At 53.9% G+C, this 18,415-nt stretch carries 12 protein-coding genes; 8 read left to right on the forward strand and 4 right to left on the reverse strand.

Annotated elements, in window-relative coordinates; genetic code table 11:
- Window positions 1–58: 58 nt before the first annotated feature.
- From ftsK to HVZ37_RS08090, 7 genes are all read left to right on the forward strand, one after another.
- Window positions 59–4,042, forward strand: a complete 3,984-nt coding sequence (gene ftsK, locus HVZ37_RS08060; RefSeq protein ID WP_181628303.1) for a DNA translocase FtsK — start codon at window positions 59–61, stop codon at window positions 4,040–4,042.
- A 111-nt stretch (window positions 4,043–4,153) separates the two neighbouring features.
- Window positions 4,154–4,765 carry an outer membrane lipoprotein chaperone LolA gene (gene lolA, locus HVZ37_RS08065; RefSeq protein WP_042320255.1) on the forward strand — a complete coding sequence of 204 codons (612 nt, stop codon included), beginning with the start codon at window positions 4,154–4,156 and terminating at the stop codon, window positions 4,763–4,765.
- 8 nt (window positions 4,766–4,773) lie between these two features.
- A complete protein-coding gene (gene rarA / locus HVZ37_RS08070) occupies window positions 4,774–6,117 on the forward strand; it encodes a replication-associated recombination protein RarA (RefSeq protein WP_181628304.1) in 1,344 nt (447 codons plus the stop codon).
- 92 nt (window positions 6,118–6,209) lie between these two features.
- On the forward strand, window positions 6,210–7,502 hold the full coding sequence (gene serS, locus HVZ37_RS08075; protein WP_181628305.1) for a serine--tRNA ligase: 1,293 nt from the start codon (window positions 6,210–6,212) through the stop codon (window positions 7,500–7,502).
- A gap of 232 nt (window positions 7,503–7,734) precedes the next feature.
- Window positions 7,735–10,179 carry a dimethylsulfoxide reductase subunit A gene (dmsA, locus tag HVZ37_RS08080; RefSeq protein ID WP_181628306.1) on the forward strand — a complete coding sequence of 815 codons (2,445 nt, stop codon included), beginning with the start codon at window positions 7,735–7,737 and terminating at the stop codon, window positions 10,177–10,179.
- 10 nt (window positions 10,180–10,189) lie between these two features.
- A complete protein-coding gene (locus HVZ37_RS08085; protein ID WP_181628307.1) occupies window positions 10,190–10,807 on the forward strand; it encodes a DMSO/selenate family reductase complex B subunit in 618 nt (205 codons plus the stop codon).
- A gap of 1 nt (window position 10,808) precedes the next feature.
- Complete coding sequence (locus tag HVZ37_RS08090; protein ID WP_043001202.1) at window positions 10,809–11,672, forward strand: dimethyl sulfoxide reductase anchor subunit family protein; 864 nt, start codon at window positions 10,809–10,811, stop codon at window positions 11,670–11,672.
- Window positions 11,673–11,864: 192 nt separating this feature from the next.
- On the opposite strand, the gene ycaC is transcribed toward HVZ37_RS08090, so the two are convergent.
- Window positions 11,865–12,491 (reverse strand): isochorismate family cysteine hydrolase YcaC, encoded by a 627-nt coding sequence (ycaC, locus tag HVZ37_RS08095; RefSeq protein ID WP_043001201.1) that lies wholly within the window; start codon window positions 12,489–12,491, stop codon window positions 11,865–11,867.
- Window positions 12,492–12,804: 313 nt separating this feature from the next.
- Here ycaC and HVZ37_RS08100 point away from each other — a divergent pair, with 313 nt between their 5' ends.
- On the forward strand, window positions 12,805–13,953 hold the full coding sequence (locus HVZ37_RS08100; RefSeq protein ID WP_043001200.1) for an MFS transporter: 1,149 nt from the start codon (window positions 12,805–12,807) through the stop codon (window positions 13,951–13,953).
- 115 nt (window positions 13,954–14,068) lie between these two features.
- Here the strand turns inward: HVZ37_RS08100 and pflA are convergent, their stop codons facing one another.
- From pflA to focA, 3 genes are all read right to left on the reverse strand, one after another.
- On the reverse strand, window positions 14,069–14,809 hold the full coding sequence (pflA, locus tag HVZ37_RS08105) for a pyruvate formate lyase 1-activating protein (protein WP_043001199.1): 741 nt from the start codon (window positions 14,807–14,809) through the stop codon (window positions 14,069–14,071).
- 204 nt (window positions 14,810–15,013) lie between these two features.
- Complete coding sequence (gene pflB, locus HVZ37_RS08110; RefSeq protein ID WP_043001198.1) at window positions 15,014–17,296, reverse strand: formate C-acetyltransferase; 2,283 nt, start codon at window positions 17,294–17,296, stop codon at window positions 15,014–15,016.
- Window positions 17,297–17,352: 56 nt separating this feature from the next.
- The gene (gene focA / locus HVZ37_RS08115; protein ID WP_043001197.1) at window positions 17,353–18,210 is read right to left on the reverse strand and encodes a formate transporter FocA; all 858 of its coding nucleotides are present in this window, start codon (window positions 18,208–18,210) and stop codon (window positions 17,353–17,355) included.
- Window positions 18,211–18,415 lie beyond the last annotated feature (205 nt).

An 18,415-nucleotide genomic window follows, 5' to 3' on the forward strand; every position in this document is an offset into this window, starting at 1 on the left:
GGTGCTGTTGTCCGTTTTAGCATCGGGCAGGAAAAGCCCGAAACCTGGAGAGCCTTTTTTGAGCCAGGAATACACTGAAGACAAAGAAGTCACATTGACAAAGTTAAGCAGCGGGCGCCGACTTCTGGAGGCGTTGCTGATTCTTATTGCCCTTTTTGCCGTCTGGCTGATGGCAGCCTTACTGAGCTTTAATCCTTCTGATCCCAGTTGGTCGCAAACGGCCTGGCATGAGCCTATCCATAATTTGGGCGGGGCGCCGGGGGCATGGCTGGCGGATACCCTGTTCTTTATCTTTGGGATAATGGCGTACACCATTCCTGTCATCATTGTGGGCGGCTGCTGGTTTGCCTGGCGTCACCAGGCGACCGATGACTATATCGACTATTTTGCCGTCTCGCTGCGCATCATTGGCGTGCTGGCGCTTATCCTTACCTCCTGTGGTCTGGCCGCTATTAATGCCGATGACATCTGGTACTTCGCCTCCGGCGGGGTGATTGGCAGTCTGTTGAGTACCACGCTGCAACCGTTGCTGCACAGCAGTGGTGGCACCATTACGCTTCTGTGCGTGTGGGCGGCAGGGCTGACGCTCTTTACCGGCTGGTCCTGGGTTAGCATCGCCGAAAAACTTGGCGGCTGGCTGCTCAATATTCTGACCTTTGCCAGCAACCGTACCCGTCGTGATGATACCTGGGTAGAAGACGACGAATACGAAGACGATGAAGAGTATGAAGATGAAGTCGAGGGCGGGAAACGTGAATCCCGTCGGGCGCGTATTCTTCGCGGTGCGCTGGCGCGCCGTAAACGTCTGGCTGAAAAATTTATCAATCCGCATGGCCGTCAGACGGATGCGGCGCTCTTCTCCGGCAGACGCATGGATGATGACGATGAGATAGCCTACAGCGCGCGCGGCGTCGCGGCCGATCCTGGCGATGTGCTGTTCTCCGGGCATCGTGCGACACAGCCGGAATATGATGAATACGATCCGCTGTTAAACGGTCATTCGGTGACCGAACCCGTCGCCGCTGCGGCGGCAGCAACGGCTGCGACTCAGGCCTGGGCTGCGCCGGTCGATCCGATTATGCAAACGCCGCCCGTACCAGGCGCAGAAACCGTTCCTGTACAACCTGCGGTTGCATGGCAACCCGTACCAGGCCCGCAAACCGGCGAGCCGGTGATTGCTCCTGCGCCGGAAGGCTATCCGTCGCACAACCCGTACGCGCAGCCGCAGCAGGCGCAGTATGAGACATGGCAACAGCCTGTTCCGACTGAACCGCAATACGCTGCGTCTGTGGCCCCTGAAGCTGGTTATCCGCAGCCAGACGTACCGCAACAACCGTGGCAGCAACCGCAAGCTACGGTAGAGCAACCCTGGCAGCCCGAGCCGGTTTATCAACCCGAGCCTGTCCAGCAGCCGGTTTATCATCAGCCAGCGTATCAGCCGGAGCCTTTATCGCCACAGGAACCTGTGGTTCCGCAGGCTCCGATTACTGAGCCTGAGCCGGTAGTCGAAGAGACAAAACCTGCGCGCCCGCCGCTGTACTACTTTGAAGAAGTGGAAGAGAAGCGTGCGCGTGAACGTGAGCAACTGGCCGCGTGGTATCAGCCGATTCCTGAACCTGTTAACACGCCGGAACCGGTGGTTCCTGCACCGTCAACTGCGCCTTCTATACCGCCTGTTGACACCGCTGCGACCATTGCGCCGATCGCTGCAAGCGTGAAGGATGCGACCTTATCAGCCGGTGCGACTGCGGCAGCTGCAGCGCCAGTCTTCAGCCTCGCGAACGGCGGAGCGCCGCGTCCGCAGGTGAAAGAAGGGATTGGCCCGCAACTGCCTCGTCCCAATCGCGTACGTGTACCGACACGCCGTGAGCTGGCATCGTATGGTATTAAATTGCCTTCTCAGCGTATGGCTGAGGAGAGAGCGCGTGAAGCCGGTCAACACGATCCGCAGTATAGCGATGATGAAATCGACGCCATGCAACAGGACGAACTGGCTCGTCAGTTTGCTCAGTCACAGCAAAGTCGTTATGGCGACGAGTATCAGCATGAGGCGACGCAGGCCGACGATGAAGATGCCGCTGCGGAAGCTGAACTGGCGCGCCAGTTTGCCTCTTCACAGCAACAGCGCTACGCCGGTGAGCAACCTGCCGGAGCGAATCCATTCTCGCTGGATGATTTTGAGTTTTCACCCATGAAAACGCTGGTCGATAACGGCCCGCATGAGCCGCTGTTTACACCGGGCGTAATGCCGGAGTCTGCGCCTGTTCAGCCACCCACAACGCCGCAGTATCAGCAGCCGCAACAGCCGGTAGCGCCACAGCCGCAGTATCAGCAGCCGCAACAGCCGGTAGCGCCGCAGCCGCAGTATCAACAGCCACAACAGCCGGTAGCGCCGCAGCCGCACTATCAACAACCACAACAGCCGGCAGCGCCGCAGCCACAGTATCAGCAACCGCATCAGCCGGTAGTGACGCAGCAACCTGCTGCACCCCAGCCGCAGGAAAGCCTGATTCACCCGCTGCTGATGCGCAATGGTGACAGCCGTCCGCTGCAGAAACCGACGACGCCACTGCCTTCACTGGATCTGCTGACGCAGCCACCGAGTGAAGTGGAGCCGGTTGATACCTTCGCGCTGGAACAAATGGCGCGCCTGGTTGAAGCTCGCCTGGCTGATTTCCGCATCAAGGCTGATGTGGTGAATTACTCGCCAGGTCCGGTGATCACCCGTTTTGAACTGAATCTGGCGCCGGGTGTGAAAGCGGCGCGTATTTCCAACCTTTCTCGTGACCTGGCGCGTTCGTTGTCGACTGTCGCGGTGCGCGTGGTGGAAGTGATTCCGGGTAAACCATACGTAGGCCTGGAATTGCCGAACAAAAAACGGCAGACCGTTTACCTGCGTGAAGTGCTGGATAACGCGAAGTTCCGTGAAAACCCGTCGCCGCTGACCGTCGTGTTGGGTAAAGATATTGCCGGCGATCCGGTGGTAGCCGATCTGGCGAAAATGCCGCACCTGCTGGTGGCGGGAACAACCGGTTCGGGTAAATCGGTTGGGGTGAACGCCATGATCCTCAGCATGCTTTACAAGGCGCAGCCGGAAGACGTTCGTTTCATCATGATCGACCCGAAAATGCTGGAGCTGTCGGTTTACGAAGGCATTCCGCATCTGCTGACGGAAGTCGTCACGGATATGAAAGACGCCGCCAACGCCCTGCGCTGGAGCGTTAACGAGATGGAACGCCGTTACAAGCTGATGTCTGCGCTGGGCGTGCGTAATCTTGCGGGTTACAACGAGAAGATAGCCGAAGCCGCGCGGATGGGACGTCCAATTCCGGACCCGTACTGGAAACCGGGCGACAGTATGGATGCGCAGCATCCGGTACTGGAAAAACTGCCGTATATCGTTGTGCTGGTTGACGAATTTGCCGACCTGATGATGACCGTCGGTAAGAAAGTTGAAGAGCTGATTGCCCGACTGGCGCAAAAAGCCCGTGCGGCCGGGATCCACCTGGTGCTGGCGACACAGCGTCCATCGGTTGACGTCATTACCGGTCTTATTAAAGCCAACATACCGACACGTATTGCCTTCACCGTGTCCAGTAAGATTGACTCGCGTACTATCCTCGATCAGGGCGGTGCAGAATCGCTGCTGGGGATGGGGGATATGCTTTACTCCGGGCCAAACTCCACCATGCCGGTGCGTGTTCACGGCGCATTTGTCCGTGACCAGGAAGTGCATGCGGTGGTGCAGGACTGGAAGGCGCGTGGGCGTCCGCAGTATGTGGATGGCATCACCTCCGACAGCGAAAGCGAAGGCGGCGGCGGTGGCTTTGACGGTGGAGAAGAGCTGGATCCGTTATTCGATCAGGCTGTCAACTTTGTGACAGAGAAACGTAAAGCGTCCATCTCCGGCGTACAGCGCCAGTTCCGTATTGGCTACAACCGTGCGGCGCGCATTATCGAACAAATGGAAGCGCAGGGAATCGTCAGCGAACAAGGCCATAACGGCAATCGTGAAGTGCTGGCGCCACCACCGTTTGACTAAGTGCAAAGTTACGTAATTCAGTATTGTCTTCTTTCCTCACGCTGATTTTTGGCCTGGAATGGATAGCAGAGGGATCTCCCGGTCGGGAGTGACGTATTTTGAGGAATAACAATGAAAAAAATCGCAATCACCTGTGCATTACTCTCAGGATTCGTGGTAAGCAGCGTTTGGGCGGATGCCGCCAGCGATCTGAAAAGTCGTCTGGATAAAGTAAGCAGCTTCCACGCCAGCTTCACACAGAAAGTGACTGATGGCAGCGGCGCTGCTGTTCAGGAAGGTCAGGGTGATTTGTGGGTGAAGCGTCCGAACCTGTTTAACTGGCACATGACGCAGCCTGATGAAAGCATTCTGGTTTCTGATGGGAAAACGCTGTGGTTCTTCAACCCGTTTGTTGAGCAGGCCACCGCGACCTGGCTGAAAGACGCCACCGGCAACACGCCGTTTATGCTGATTGCCCGCAACCAGTCCAGCGACTGGCAACAGTACAATATCAAGCAGAACGGTGACGACTTCGTCCTGACGCCGAAAACCAGCAACGGTAACCTGAAACAGTTCACCATCAATGTGGGCCGTGACGGGACTATTCATCAGTTCAGCGCCGTGGAGCAGGATGACCAGCGCAGCAGCTATCAGCTGAAATCACAGCAGAATGGCACCGTTGACGCATCGAAGTTCACCTTTACTCCACCGCAAGGCGTAACGGTAGACGACCAACGTAAGTAGAGGCCTGCGTGAGCAACCTGTCGCTCGATTTTTCTGATAATACCTTTCAGCCACTGGCCGCGCGGATGCGGCCAGGAAATTTAGCGCAGTATATTGGTCAGCAGCACCTGCTGGCTGCGGGTAAACCGTTGCCGCGTGCGATTGAAGCCGGACATCTGCACTCCATGATCTTGTGGGGACCGCCGGGAACCGGGAAAACGACACTCGCTGAAGTGATTGCCCGCTACGCCGATGCCGACGTTGAGCGGATATCGGCGGTCACCTCCGGCGTGAAAGAGATCCGCGAAGCCATCGAACGCGCCCGTCAGAATCGTCATGCCGGGCGTCGCACTATTCTGTTTGTTGACGAAGTTCATCGCTTTAATAAAAGCCAACAGGATGCGTTCTTACCGCATATTGAAGACGGCACGATCACCTTTATCGGGGCAACCACCGAAAACCCGTCGTTTGAACTGAATTCTGCGCTGTTGTCGCGGGCGCGCGTCTATTTGCTCAAATCGCTGACCACGGAAGATATCGAACAGGTTCTCCGTCAGGCGATGGAAGACAAGGCGCGGGGCTATGGTGGCCAGGATATCGTTCTGCCGGATGATACCCGCAAAGCCATCGCGGAACTGGTCAATGGTGATGCGCGCCGCGCATTGAACACCCTGGAAATGATGGCTGATATGGCCGAAGTGGATGATAGTGGCAAGCGAGTACTGCTTCCCGCATTGTTGACCGAAATCGCCGGTGAGCGCAGCGCGCGTTTTGATAACAAAGGCGACCGCTTCTACGATCTCATTTCCGCATTGCATAAATCAGTTCGCGGCAGCGCGCCGGATGCGGCACTTTACTGGTATGCACGTATCATTACGGCCGGGGGGGATCCGCTGTATGTCGCGCGCCGTTGCCTGGCGATTGCTTCCGAAGATGTGGGCAATGCCGATCCGCGTGCGATGCAGGTGGCGATTTCCGCCTGGGACTGCTTCACGCGAGTGGGGCCTGCTGAAGGCGAGCGCGCCATCGCCCAGGCGATTGTTTATCTGGCCTGTGCACCGAAAAGCAATGCGGTGTATACCGCCTTTAAAGCGGCGCTCTCCGATGCCCGTGAACGTCCTGACTATGACGTACCTGTTCATCTGCGCAATGCGCCGACGAAGTTGATGAAAGAGATGGGTTACGGCCAGGAATATCGTTATGCACATGACGAACCGAATGCTTATGCCGCGGGCGAGGAATATTTCCCGCCGGAGATGGCACAAACACGCTATTATCACCCCACAAACAGAGGTCTTGAGGGCAAGATTGGCGAAAAGCTCGCCTGGCTCGCCGGACAGGATCAAAATAGCCCTATAAAACGCTACCGTTAGCGCAGGCGTTGCGGTAATGTTGGCACTGTATCCCTGTGACCGCAGGCTGTGGTCACATTTTCCCATTTCAATTCGATAAGCACAGGATAAGCATGCTCGATCCCAATCTGCTGCGTAATGAGCCAGACGCAGTCGCTGAAAAACTGGCACGCCGGGGCTTTAAGCTGGATGTAGATAAGCTGCGCGCTCTTGAAGAGCGTCGTAAAGTTTTGCAGGTCAATACTGAAAACCTGCAGGCAGAGCGTAACTCTCGATCGAAATCCATCGGCCAGGCGAAAGCGCGCGGGGAAGATATCGAGCCTTTACGTCTGGAAGTGAACAAACTGGGCGAAGAGCTGGATGCCGCAAAAGCGGAGCTGGATGTTTTACAGGCTGAGATCCGCGATATCGCGCTGGCCATTCCTAACCTGCCTGCAGACGAAGTGCCGGTCGGTAAAGACGAGAACGATAACGTTGAAGTCAGCCGCTGGGGTACCCCGCGCGAGTTCGACTTTGAGGTTCGCGATCACGTCACGCTGGGCGAAATGCATTTCGGTCTGGATTTCGCTGCTGCCGTTAAGCTGACGGGTTCCCGCTTCGTGGTGATGAAAGGGCAGATTGCCCGTATGCACCGTGCGCTCTCGCAATTTATGCTCGATCTGCATACCGAACAGCATGGCTACAGCGAAAACTATGTGCCGTATCTGGTCAACCATGACACCCTGTACGGCACGGGGCAGTTGCCGAAATTTGCCGGCGATCTGTTCCACACGCGTCCGCTGGAAGAAGAGGCTGACAGCAGCAACTACGCGTTGATTCCGACGGCAGAAGTGCCGCTGACCAACCTGGTGCGTGATGAGATCATCGACGAAGACCAACTGCCGATCAAAATGACGGCGCACACACCGTGCTTCCGCTCTGAAGCGGGTTCCTACGGTCGTGATACCCGTGGCCTGATCCGTATGCACCAGTTCGACAAAGTTGAAATGGTACAGATCGTTCGCCCGGAAGATTCAATGGCAGCGCTGGAAGAGATGACCGGTCATGCGGAAAAAGTGCTGCAACTGCTGGGTCTGCCCTATCGCAAAATCATTCTTTGCACCGGCGACATGGGCTTTGGCGCATGCAAAACCTACGATCTGGAAGTGTGGGTACCGGCGCAGAATACCTACCGCGAGATTTCATCCTGCTCTAACGTCTGGGATTTCCAGGCGCGCCGTATGCAGGCTCGCTGTCGCAGCAAGTCCGACAAAAAGACCCGTCTGGTGCATACTCTGAACGGTTCTGGTCTGGCGGTTGGTCGTACGCTGGTGGCGGTGATGGAAAACTACCAGCAGGCTGATGGCCGTATCGAAGTGCCGGAAGTGTTGCGTCCGTACATGAACGGACTGGAATATATCGGTTAATCCTCGCTTCACTCTTTCTAAAAAGCGCCTTTGGGCGCTTTTTTTATGCCTGTTTGACGCCGGACAATAATCATTACCCCCTTAGGGGTAATATTACTTTCGAATGAACTTCAGCATTTTGCACTGTTATCCTGTAAATACGTTGTATGTAGAACTATATAACGTTGCTTAACTACTCAAATAATAATATCAATTTCTGTTTTTTTACTGTAAGCAAGCAGAGTGAGCCTTTATGAAAACGAAGATCCCTGATGCCGTGATGGCAGCGGAGGTGAGTCGTCGCGGTTTGGTCAAAACGACGGCGATTGGCGGACTGGCGATGGCCAGCAGCGCGTTTACCCTGCCATTTACCCGTATCGCTAATGCTGCCGAAGCCCTGAGTCCGGCACAAGCCAGCGAAAAAGTCGTCTGGAGCGCCTGTACCGTAAACTGCGGGAGTCGTTGCCCGTTGCGCATGCATGTTGTGGATGGCGAAATCAAATACGTTGAAACCGACAACACCGGTGATGACAACTACGACGGCTTGCATCAGGTGCGTGCCTGTCTGCGTGGACGTTCCATGCGTCGTCGCGTCTATAACCCGGATCGTCTGAAATACCCGATGAAACGCGTCGGTAAACGCGGAGAAGGCAAATTCGAGCGCATCACCTGGGATGAGGCTTACGACATCATCGCCAGCAACATGCAGCGTCTGATTAAAGACTACGGTAACGAGTCTATCTATCTGAACTACGGCACCGGTACGCTGGGCGGTACGATGACCCGTTCCTGGCCGCCGGGAAATACCCTGGTGGCGCGTCTGATGAACTGCTGCGGCGGTTATTTGAACCACTACGGCGACTACTCTTCCGCACAAATCGCGGCGGGTCTGAACTACACCTATGGCGGTTGGGCGGATGGTAACAGCCCATCGGACATCGAAAACAGTAAGCTGGTAGTGCTGTTCGGTAACAATCCTGGCGAAACCCGTATGAGCGGCGGTGGGGTGACCTACTATCTGGAACAGGCGCGACAGAAATCGAATGCCCGGATGATTATTATCGATCCGCGCTATACCGATACCGGGGCCGGTCGTGAAGATGAATGGATCCCGATTCGTCCGGGTACCGATGCGGCGCTGGTGAATGCGCTGGCTTATGTGCTGATTACTGAGAATATGGTCGATCAGCCGTTCCTCGATAAGTACTGTGTGGGCTACGACGAGAAAACGTTGCCAGCCAGCGCGCCGAAGAATGGCCACTATAAGGCCTATATTCTCGGGCAGGGGACTGACGGTACGCCAAAAACGCCTGAGTGGGCAGCGCAAATTACCGGCATTCCGGCAGACCGTATTATCAAACTGGCGCGAGAAATCGGCAGCGCAAAACCAGCCTATATCAGCCAGGGATGGGGACCGCAGCGCCATGCGAACGGTGAAATCGCCACCCGTGCCATTTCAATGCTGGCTATTTTAACCGGTAACGTCGGGATCAACGGCGGCAACAGCGGTGCACGTGAAGGCTCTTACGGTCTGCCGTTTGTTCGGATGCCAACGCTGGAAAACCCGGTAGAAACCAGTATCTCGATGTTTATGTGGACCGACGCGATTGAACGTGGTCCGGAAATGACTGCGCTGCGTGATGGCGTGCGCGGCAAAGATAAACTCGACGTGCCGATTAAGATGATCTGGAACTACGCCGGTAACTGTCTTATCAACCAGCACTCAGAGATCAACCGCACGCACGACATCCTGCAGGATGACAAGAAGTGCGAAATGATTGTCGTCATCGACTGCCACATGACGTCGTCAGCGAAGTATGCCGATATCCTGCTGCCGGACTGCACGGCTTCTGAACAGATGGACTTCGCGCTGGATGCTTCCTGCGGGAATATGTCTTATGTGATTTTCGCCGATCAGGCCATTAAGCCGCGTTTTGAATGCAAAACCATCTATGAAATGACTAGCGAGCTGGCGAAGCGTCTGGGTGTCGAGCAGCAGTTTACCGAAGGACGCACTCAGGAAGAATGGATGCGTCATCTGTACGAACAGTCGCGTAAAGCTATTTCGGCGCTGCCGACCTTTGAGGAATTCCGTAAGCAGGGTCTGTTCAAGCAGCGCGATCCGGAAGGACATCACGTGGCCTATAAGGCGTTCCGTGACGATCCGCAGGCCAATCCGTTGACCACGCCGTCAGGTAAAATCGAGATCTACTCGCAGGAACTGGCTAAGATTGCCGCCACCTGGGAACTACCGGAAGGCGATGTCATCGATCCATTGCCGATCTACACGCCAGGTTTTGAGAACTACAACGATCCGTTGACCAAAGATTATCCATTGCAGCTCACGGGCTTCCACTATAAATCTCGCGTTCACTCCACCTATGGCAACGTGGATGTCCTGAAGGCGTCGTGCCGCCAGGAGATGTGGATCAACCCGCTGGACGCGCAAAAACGCGGTATCCGTAATGGCGACAAGGTCCGCATCTTCAATGGTCGCGGAGAGCTACATATTGAGGCGAAAGTGACGCCGCGGATGATGCCGGGTGTGGTTGCGCTAGGGGAAGGGGCCTGGTATGACCCGGATGCCAAACGCATTGACCAGGGGGGCTGTATCAATGTATTGACCACCCAGCGCCCGTCTCCTCTGGCGAAGGGGAACCCGTCACATACGAACCTTGTTCAGGTTGAGAAGGTGTAAGGAGTAACCGATGACAACCCAGTATGGATTTTTTATTGATTCCAGCCGTTGCACCGGTTGTAAAACCTGCGAACTGGCCTGTAAAGATTACAAAGACTTAACCCCGGATGTCAGCTTCCGCCGCATTTATGAATATGCGGGCGGAGACTGGCAGGAAGACAACGGCGTCTGGCACCAGAACGTGTTTGCCTATTATCTCTCTATTGCCTGTAACCACTGTGAAGATCCGGCCTGTACCAAGGTCTGTCCGAGCGGGGCGATGCACAAGCGGGAAGACGGCTTTGTGGTCGTTGATGAAGATATCTGCATCGGCTGTCGTTATTGCCATATGGCCTGTCCGTACGGTGCGCCGCAGTACAACGCCGCCAAAGGCCACATGACCAAATGCGACGGCTGTCATGACCGGGTGGCGGAAGGCAAGAAACCGATCTGTGTCGAATCTTGTCCGCTGCGTGCGCTGGATTTCGGTCCTGTCGACGAATTGCGTCAGAAACACGGCGATCTGGCGGCGGTTGCTCCGCTGCCTGGCGCGCACTTTACGAAGCCGAGTATTGTGATCAAACCGAATGCCAACAGCCGCCCGACCGGGGATGCCACCGGTTATCTGGCGAATCCGAAGGAGGTGTAAGATGGGAAGTGGATGGCATGAATGGCCGCTGATGATCTTCACGGTCTTCGGACAATGTGTGGTCGGTGGCTTCATTGTCCTGGCGCTGGCGCTAATGAAAGGCGACCTGCGGGCCGAAACGCAACAGCGCGTGATTACCTGCATGTTTGCGCTGTGGGTGCTGATGGGGATTGGCTTTATCGCATCTATGCTGCACCTTGGCTCGCCAATGCGGGCGTTTAACTCGCTTAACCGTGTCGGTTCATCGGCGCTGAGTAATGAAATTGCCAGCGGTTCGATTTTCTTTGCGGTTGGCGGGATCGGCTGGCTGCTGGCGGTGTTGAAAAAGCTCTCTCCGGCTCTGCGTAACCTGTGGTTGCTGCTGACGATGGTGCTGGGTGTACTGTTCGTCTGGATGATGGTGCGCGTCTATAACAGCATTGATACCGTACCGACCTGGTACAGCGTCTGGACGCCGCTGGGCTTCTTCCTGACTCTGCTGATGGGGGGGCCACTGCTGGGCTATCTGCTGCTGCGCGTGGCGGGAGTCGATGGCTGGGCGATGCGTCTGTTGCCTGCGGTTTCACTGCTGGCGCTGGTGGTCAGTGCCATCATGTCGGTGATGCAGGGCGCAGAACTGGCGACCATTCACAGCTCTATTCAGCAGGCTTCTGCGTTGGTACCTGACTACGGGGCGTTGATGGCCTGGCGGATTGGGGTGCTGGCGCTGGCCTTGTGCTGCTGGATTGTTCCGCAGTTGAAAGGGTATCAGCCTGCGGTTCCGCTGCTGTCAGTGGCCTTTATTCTGCTGCTGGTGGGAGAACTGATTGGTCGCGGCGTATTCTACGGTCTGCATATGACCGTCGGTATGGCGGTTGCCAGCTAAGTGAATAACCGGGGCTTTCGCCCCGGTCAGATTACTGACAAGGAAAGAAAAAGCGTGGTTTTTCCTTCCTTGTGGTTATCAGCCGAAAATCAATGAATTGATTTTCCTGGTTTTTAATGAGGTGATCTTTACTTTTCCGGTATCGGGATGAAGTTTGTCATCACTCTCACCGGGGCTTTCGCCCCGGTTTTACTATTTCTGTTTAGTCAACGTATCGTAGCTGGTCATCAGGTTGCGATAATCCGGAATGTGGTTGGAGAACAGCGTCGCCAACCCCTCAATATCATTACGCCAGTCACGGTGCAGTTCGCAGGCCACACCAAACCATGTCATGAGCTGAGCACCGGCCTGCGACATTCTATCCCACGCCGAATGACGGGTAATTTCATTAAACGTACCCGACGCGTCGGTGACGACGAAGACATCAAAACCTTCTTCAATGGCTGACAGCGCCGGAAATGCCACACAAACTTCGGTCACTACACCCGCAATGATCAACTGCTTTTTCCCCGTGGCTTTGACGGCCTTCACGAAGTCTTCATTATCCCAGGCGTTGATATTCCCTGGCCTCGCAATGTACGGGGCATCAGGAAACTGGGCTTTTAATTCGGGGACCAGCGGGCCGTTTGGTCCGGTTTCGAAACTGGTGGTGAGGATGGTAGGCAGCTTGAAGTATTTGGCTAAATCACCCAGCGCGAGCACGTTGTTTTTGAATTTATCAGGGTCAATATCCCTGACCAGTGACAGCAATCCGGCCTGGTGATCCACCAGAAGAACCGCTGCGTCATTTTTATCGAGACGAACATAAGGCCTGGTCATTCTCTTCTCCTTGCTTGAGTCAACTCTGCGCCCGAATTCATTCAGGTGCGTATGGTTCATTCAAAGCATAGAACGGAAAAAAAAACCTGCCGGGACTATGAGATTTTTCGACTGATCGAAACGGAATACCTTTGCGTTAAATCAATAAAAACAGTCACCTGTAGTTGATTGGTTATCAGTAATACATAATCTTAATCAATAAATTCAATCGAAGACGGAAAAGGGCCGCCACACCACGGTTTCCGCCGATTGACAATGTTTTTGTTGGTGGCATGATGCGCGTGAAATTTGAACTTCCTCACGGTTTATACTCATGTCCACCTATACCCGACCTGTCTTGCTTTTGCTGGCTGGTCTACTTCTGCTGACCCTGGCGATTGCGGTGCTGAACACGCTCGTCCCGCTTTGGCTCGCCCAGGAAAACCTGCCGACGTGGCAGGTGGGTATGATCAGTTCGTCCTATTTCACCGGTAATCTGGTCGGGACGCTGTTGACAGGAGCTTTAATCAAACGCCTCGGGTTTAACCGTAGTTACTATCTTGCCTCGCTGATTTTTGCCGCCGGTTGTGTGGGCCTCGGGGTGATGGTCGGCTTCTGGAGCTGGCTGGCATGGCGCTTTGTCGCGGGCATTGGCTGCGCGATGATCTGGGTGGTTGTGGAGAGTGCGCTGATGTGCAGCGGGACATCACGTAACCGCGGTCGCCTGCTGGCGGCCTACATGATGGTCTATTATGTGGGGACCTTCCTCGGACAACTGCTGGTCAGCAAAGTCTCGACGGAACTGATGAATGTGCTGCCGTGGGCGACGGGACTGATTCTGGCAGGGATTTTACCGCTGCTCTTTACCCGCATCCTGAATCAACAGTCTGATGAACACAACGACACGCCAATTACCGCAATGCTGAAACTGCGTCAGGCGCGGCTGGGCGTTAACGGCTGCATCATTTCCGGGATTGTCCTGGGTTCGCTGTACGGCCTGATGCCGCTCTATCTCAATCATCAGGGCATGAGTAATGCCAGTATCGGTTTCTGGATGGCGGTGCTGGTTAGCGCGGGGATCCTCGGGCAGTGGCCAATCGGGAGACTGGCGGATAAGTTTGGTCGACTGCTGGTACTGCGCGTGCAGGTGTTTGTGGTCATCCTCGGAAGCATCGCGATGTTAAGCCAGGCAGCGATGGCACCTGCGCTCTTTATCCTGGGGGCGGCCGGTTTTACGCTCTATCCGGTGGCGATGGCCTGGGCCTGTGAAAAAGTGGAACATCATCAACTGGTGGCGATGAACCAGGCGCTGCTGCTAAGCTACACCGTTGGCAGCCTGTTAGGGCCTTCCTTCACCGCCATGTTGATGCAGAATTATTCCGATAATCTTCTGTTTATTATGATTGCCAGCGTGTCGTTTATTTATTTGCTGATGCTGCTGCGCAATGCCGGACATACTCCGAACCCGGTTGCTCACGTTTAATTCAGCGTCAACAGGAAGCAATGTGTGTTATTGCACCCTGTTTTGGTTAATTTTCTGTATTCCCCGACAGAAAGCAAAAAGGCTACCCGTCGGATAGCCTTTTTAAAAGACGCAATCAATACATCACTTTATGCCCGTACTGCTCAAGAATGCCTTTAACGCGTTCCATCGTTTCTTTCTTCGGTGGATGTACACCATCGAGTTTGTACTCTTCGCCCATCGCCACCCATTTATGTTTACCCAGTTCGTGATAGGGCAGGAGCTCGATTTTTTCAACGTTGCCCATATCGCGGGTAAATTCACCGAGTCGGTGCGCGGAGTCGTCATCGTCGGACCAGCCAGGTACCACGACGTAACGGATCCACACGTTGATATTTTTGTTTGCCAGATAGCGGGCGAACTCCAGCGTACGGTGGTTGGAAACGCCGACCAGGTTCTGGTGGATCTCATCATTCATCTGCTTGAGGTCGAGCATCACCAGGTCGGTGACTTCCAGCAGTTCATCAATCACCGGGTCGTAGCGGCGAACAAAACCATTGGTATCCAGACAGGTATGGATACCTTCTTGCTTACAGGCACGAAACCAGTCACGGACAAATTCCGCTTGCAGGATGGCTTCACCGCCTGACGCCGTTACGCCGCCGCCGGATGCGTTCATAAAGTGGCGATAGGTCACGACCTCTTTCATCAGTTCTTCAACGGTGACTTCTTTACCGCCATGCGTGTCCCACGTATCGCGGTTGTGGCAATACAGACAGCGCATCAGGCAGCCCTGGAAGAAGGTAATAAAGCGGATGCCTGGGCCGTCAACGGTACCACAGGACTCAAAGGAGTGAATGCGACCAATAACTGACATTGCGGTGTTTCTCCAGATGTGGCCCATCCGGGGCCGTGTTGGTGCACAGCTCATTGGCTGTGTCGAGTCTGTTTTGGCGGTTATCCATTGAGTATAGATAGCTGACAAAACAGGCTGCAGTCGGGAAACGACCTGTTAAAAAGGCCCCACTTACGTGGAGCCTTTATTGTACGCCTTTTACCGCGTGATTTCAGTCAAAACACATTACATGGTTTGAGTGAAGGTACGGGTAATAACGTCCTGCTGCTGTTCTTTCGTCAGGGAGTTAAAACGTACTGCATAACCAGATACACGGATGGTCAGCTGCGGATATTTTTCCGGATGTTCCATCGCGTCCAGCAGCATTTCACGGTTCATCACGTTCACGTTCAGGTGCTGACCACCTTCGATGGACGCTTCATGGTGGAAGTAACCATCCATCAGACCGGCCAGGTTAGTCTTACGAACTTCGTCGTCTTTACCCAGTGCGTTCGGAACGATAGAGAAGGTATAAGAGATACCATCTTTCGCGTAAGCAAACGGCAGTTTAGCAACAGAAGTCAGAGAGGCAACAGCACCTTTCTGGTCACGACCGTGCATCGGGTTAGCACCTGGTCCGAACGGCGCGCCAGCACGACGACCATCTGGGGTGTTACCGGTTTTCTTACCATACACAACGTTAGAGGTGATGGTCAGAACAGACTGCGTCGGGATAGCATCACGGTAGGTTTTCAGTTTCTGAATTTTCTTCATGAAACGTTCAACCAGGTCAACCGCCATGTCATCAACGCGCGCGTCGTTGTTACCAAACTGCGGGTATTCGCCTTCGATTTCGAAGTCGATAGCCAGACCGTCTTCATCACGAATCGGTTTAACTTTCGCATATTTGATAGCAGACAGGGAGTCAGCCGCAACGGACAGACCTGCGATACCACATGCCATGGTGCGAATAACATCACGATCGTGCAGCGCCATCAGAGAGGCTTCGTAGCTGTACTTGTCGTGCATGTAGTGGATAACGTTCAGCGCGGTGACATACTGCTTAGCCAGCCAGTCCATGAAGTGGTCCATGCGCTCCATGACTTCGTCATAGTTCAGCACGTCGCCTTTGATTGGCTCAGATTTCGGGCCAACCTGCATTTTCAGTTTTTCATCAACGCCGCCGTTGATCGCGTACAGCATGGTTTTCGCCAGGTTTGCACGCGCACCGAAGAACTGCATTTGTTTACCAACAACCATTGGGCTTACGCAGCAAGCGATAGCGTAGTCGTCGTTGTTGAAGTCCGGACGCATAAGGTCATCGTTCTCGTACTGCAGAGAAGAGGTGTCGATGGACACTTTAGCGGCGAATTTCTTGAAGTTCAGAGGCAGTTTTTCAGACCACAGAACGGTGATGTTCGGCTCCGGAGACGGACCCATGGTGTACAGGGTGTTCAGGAAGCGGAAGCTGTTTTTGGTAACCAGAGTACGGCCATCAACGCCCATACCACCGATGGATTCCGTTGCCCAAATCGGGTCGCCGGAGAACAGTTCATCATATTCAGGCGTACGCAGGAAACGAACCATACGCAGTTTCATGACCAGGTGGTCAATCATTTCCTGAGCGTCTTGTTCAGTGATTTTGCCTGCTTTCAGGTCACGTTCAATGTATGCATCCAGGAAGGTGGAGACACGACCGAAGGACATTGCCGCGCCGTTCTGAGATTTAACCGCAGCCAGGTAGCCGAAGTAAGTCCACTGAATCGCTTCCTGAGCGTTGGTTGCCGGACCAGAGATATCGCAGCCATATTTCGCAGCCATCTCTTTGATCTGACCCAGCGCACGGTGCTGTTCAGCAATTTCTTCACGCAGACGGATAGTCGCTTCCAGGTTTACGCCGTTTTCCAGGTCAGACTGCAGGGAAACGAACTGAGCGTATTTGTCTTTCATCAGGAAGTCGATACCGTACAGCGCAACGCGACGGTAGTCACCGATGATACGGCCACGGCCATAGGCATCCGGCAGACCAGTCAGAACACCGGATTTACGGCAGTTCAGAATGTCTTTGGTGTAAACATCGAAAACGCCCTGGTTGTGGGTTTTACGATATTCAGTGAAGATTTTTTTCAGCATCGGGTCCAGTTCGCGGTTGTACGCTTTGCAGGAACCTTCAACCATTTTGATACCACCGAACGGGATGATCGCACGTTTCAGCGGAGCTTCAGTTTGCAGACCAACAATTTTCTCGAGCGCTTTATTGATGTAGCCAGCGTCGTGAGAAGTGATGGTGGAAGCAACAGAGGTGTCAAAGTCAACAGGCGCGTGAGTGCGGTTTTCCTGTTTAACGCCTTCCATTACGCTGTCCCACAGTGCAGTGGTCGCATCAGTCGCGCCAGCCAGGAAGGACTCGTCACCCTCGTACGGAGTGTAGTTTTTCTGAATGAAGTCACGGACGTTTACTTCATTCTGCCAGTCACCTTTGGTAAAACCTTCCCAGGCTGTGGCTAACTTTTCATTAAGCTCGGACATGTAACACCTACCTTCTTAAGTGGATTTTTTATTTACTGCGTGTATCGCGACATCAATTAATGATGATCGTTGTCACGCAGATAAATGACCCAGTATGTCAACCCAACCAACAAACCCCCGCCGATAATGTTACCGATCGTAACCGGAATCAGGTTATCAGTGATGAAGTTCATCGCGGTCAGGTGAGAAAAACTTTCCGGCGTCGAGCCAACTGCGCTCCAGAACTCCGGTGTTGCGAGATCACGGATTACAATACCCATCGGAATCATAAACATGTTTGCGATACTGTGCTCAAAACCGCTGGCAACAAACATCGCAACCGGTAATACCATGATAAACGCTTTATCCATCAGGCTACGGCCTGAGTAGCTCATCCATACAGCCAGGCATACCATGAGGTTTGCGAGGATACCGAGACTGACGGCTTCAACAAAAGTATGGTGCATTTTGTGGTCGGCGGTTTGCAGGACGTTCAGTCCCCACTGGCCGTTGGCGACCATATATTCGCCGGAAAGCCACATCAATAGCACAAAGAGCAAGCAACCAATCAGGTTACCAAAATAGACGTTGAGCCAGTTTTTTGCCAACTGACCCCAGGTGATTCGGCCACTGGCTTTGGCAACGACAATCAACACGGTTGACGTAAAGAGGTCTGCACCGCAGATGACGCAAAGAATCAACCCCAGAGAGAAGCAGATACCGCCAATCAGTTTCGCCATACCAAAGGGCATCGTACCTGTACCGGTCGTTGCAGTGATATAGAAAACAAAGGCGATGGAAATGAACACACCGGCAGTAATTGCCAGGAAGAAAGTCTTAAGCGGATGTTTCGTTGCTTTATAGACACCTGCCTCTTCGGCCACTTTGGCCATTGCTGCAGGGAGTAAAAGATCAAAAGGGTTGTCAGCTTTCACACTAACTCTCTCTTTATTAAGTCGGCGACGAGATACTAACAAAGCATTATAGATGAGAAATTGATGTAGATCATATCCCGCCTGGCTTATAGGCCCGTAATACGCATGGTTTTTATGCAATTACGGAGTAATTAATTGATTTTTATGATAAAAATAAATTTTAAATTTTAGCAAATGAGTTGAAAATTTTCCTTCCTACGTCTGT

This window comes from Citrobacter sp. RHB35-C17 (genome assembly GCF_013816795.1).
GTDB classification, from domain to species: Bacteria; Pseudomonadota; Gammaproteobacteria; order Enterobacterales; family Enterobacteriaceae; genus Citrobacter_A; species Citrobacter_A amalonaticus.